The sequence below is a fragment of the Arhodomonas sp. KWT genome (assembly GCF_010993615.1).
Genome location: NZ_WNXE01000138.1, coordinates 2,654 through 5,089, shown reverse-complemented (window position 1 = coordinate 5,089; position 2,436 = coordinate 2,654). Strand labels below are relative to the sequence as shown.

At 76.4% G+C, this 2,436-nt stretch carries 3 protein-coding genes; all 3 read right to left on the bottom strand.

The features are described 5' to 3' along the window. A partial coding sequence (cobD, locus tag G7A99_RS14935) for a threonine-phosphate decarboxylase CobD (protein ID WP_163141532.1) occupies window positions 1–966 on the bottom strand: 966 nt, incomplete at its 3' end. Further along, window positions 959–1,858, bottom strand: a complete 900-nt coding sequence (locus G7A99_RS14930) for a CobD/CbiB family cobalamin biosynthesis protein (protein ID WP_163141529.1) — start codon at window positions 1,856–1,858, stop codon at window positions 959–961. The genes cobD and G7A99_RS14930, both read right to left, overlap by 8 nt. Beyond that, the coding region (gene cobO, locus G7A99_RS14925) for a cob(I)yrinic acid a,c-diamide adenosyltransferase (protein WP_163141526.1) at window positions 1,858–2,436 on the bottom strand (579 nt) is incomplete at its 5' end. The genes cobO and G7A99_RS14930, both read right to left, overlap by 1 nt.

Here is a 2,436-nt window from a genome sequence, read left to right as displayed (position 1 = left end):
TAGTCGGCGCCAGGCGCCGGCCGTGCCGGGCAGGCCGAAGCGCAGGGCCGGCGGATCGTCGAAGGCCCGCACCAGTATGGCGCGCCTGGCGAGCGCCGCGGCGAGTCCACGGGGCGCGGTGTGCGGGACGTAGCGGAACAGGGGTGTGCCCCCCGCCGGGGGCAGCCCGTGGTGCCGGAGGATGCGCTCGAGCCGGCGGGTGGCGGCGGCCAGCCGGCGGCGTTGCCGGCTGCGCCATCGCCGGTCCGCGAGCGCGCGGGTACCGAGCCAGCGGGCCGGGTGGCTGACCGCCCAGGGGCCGAGCTGGCCGGCGATGGCCTCGCGAACGGGTGTCGGCGTGCCGACGAAGCCCAGGCGCAGGCCGGCGAGGCCGTAGAACTTGCCGAGCGAGCGCAGTACCACCAGGCCTGGCCGGCCGGCGAGGGCGGCCACGGTGTCGCCGCCGTCGGCGTCGGCGAAGGCCTCGTCCACCACGAGCCAGCCGCCGCGGCGGGCGAGCCGGGCATGCAGCGAGGACAGCCGATCCGCGTCCAGGTGCCGTCCGGTGGGGTTGTCGGGATTGACGACGACCAGGGCATCCGCGGTGTCCGCGGCGTGCCGCAGCGCCGCGTCCGTGACCGCCGCCGGCGTGACGCCGGCGTGTTGCCAGGCCGCCGCGTGGCCAGCGTAGCTGCCCGCGGTGCAGGCCACGCGGGTGGCGCCGAGCACCCGCGGCAGGCACTGGATCGCGGCCTGGGAGCCCGGTACGGCGAGCCATTCACCGCCGCCGTAGGCCTGCGTCGCCGCGGCCTCCAGGCCGTCGTCCGGCTCCGGCAGCCGCTGCCAGACTGTCGCCGGCAGTGGCGGCGATGGCCAGGACCATGGGGCGATACCGGTGGAGAGGTCCAGCCACTGCGCGGGCGCGATGCCGTAGCGTTCCGCCGCGGCGTGCAGCCGGCCGCCGTGCTCGACGTCGTGCTCAGCCAAGGCCGGCCCCCAGGGTGATTACCATCAGCCAGGCGGCGGTGCCGCGGTCCACGAGGGCGACGGCGCGGTGCAGGTCGCCGGCGTCCGGTGCGGGGCCGGCGCCCAGCGTGGGCCGTTCGTGGTGGACGCCGTGGTAGCTGGCGGCGCCGCCGAGCTGCATGCCCAGGGCCCCGGCGCCGGCGCCCATGACCGCACCGGCATTGCCGCTCGGCCACCCCCGGGCCCCGGCGAGGCCGTGCCGCCAGCCGCCGCGGCGATCGCCGAGGAGGGCGTAGGTCGCTGCCGTCAGTCGCGCGGGAACGAAGCCGAGCATGTCGTCGAGCCGTGCTGCGGCGGTGCCGAAGCGGGCGAAGCGTGCGTTGCGGTGTCCCCACAGGGCGTCCAGGGTGTTGGCGAGGCGGTAGACGACGGCCCCGGCGGGCCCGGCGACGACGAACCAGAACAGCGTGCCGAAGACGGCGTCGTGACCGTTCTCCAGCACCGATTCCGCCGCCGCGACCGCGCAGCCGTCCGCATCGAGCACGTCGGTGTCCCGCCCGACCATCCGTGCGGTCGCCGCCCGGGCCGCCGACAGGTCGCCCGCGGCCAACGGTGCGGCCACCGCGCTGCCGTGGGCGGCGAGGCTGCCGCCCCCCAGGGCCAGCCACAGCAGTGCCACCGACGCCACCGGGCCGGCGATGGGCAGTGCGCCCGGCAGCGCGGCGATCACCGCCGCCGGCACGAGCAGGGCCGCCACCGCGAACGCGCCGCGCACACGGGGCCGGTGGCCGTCGTTGAGCCGCCCCTCCAGCGCCGCCGCTGCGGCGGCGAAGGCATTGAGCGGATGACGCCGGGGCTCCGGCAGGAGCCGGTCCAGCGCCACCGCCAGGGCACAGGCCAGTGCCGCGGTCACTACAGCTCGACCCCTTTCTGGGCGCGGACGCCGGCCTTGAAGGCGTGCTTGACGGCCTTGTGCCAGCTCACCGTGTCGGCGGCCTCCACCAGGGTGTCCGGGGCGTTGCGGCCGGTGATCACCACGTGCTGCATCTCCGGGCGTGCGCTCAGGGCCTCGAGTACCGCCGGCAGCGGGACGTAGTCCTTGTCCAGGGCGATGTTGAGCTCGTCGAGCAGCACCAGGCCGTAGGCCGGGTCGGCGAGCATCGCGGCGGCACGCTCCCAGGCCGCGGTGGCGGCGGCGGTGTCCCGCTCCGGGTCCTGGGTCTCCCAGGTGAAGCCCTCGCCCATGACGTGGTAGTCCACGCCGTGGATCCCGCGGAAGAACGCCTCCTCGCCGGTGGCGTAGGCGCCCTTGATGAACTGCACGACGCCGACGCGCATGCCGTGGCCCAGGGCGCGGGCGACCATGCCGAAGCCGGCGCTGCTCTTACCCTTGCCCTTGCCGGTGTGCACGACGATCACGCCGCGGTCCTCGCTGGCCCGGGCGATGCGGGCGTCGACCAGGCGCTTGGTGCGTTCGGCCTCCGCGCGCCG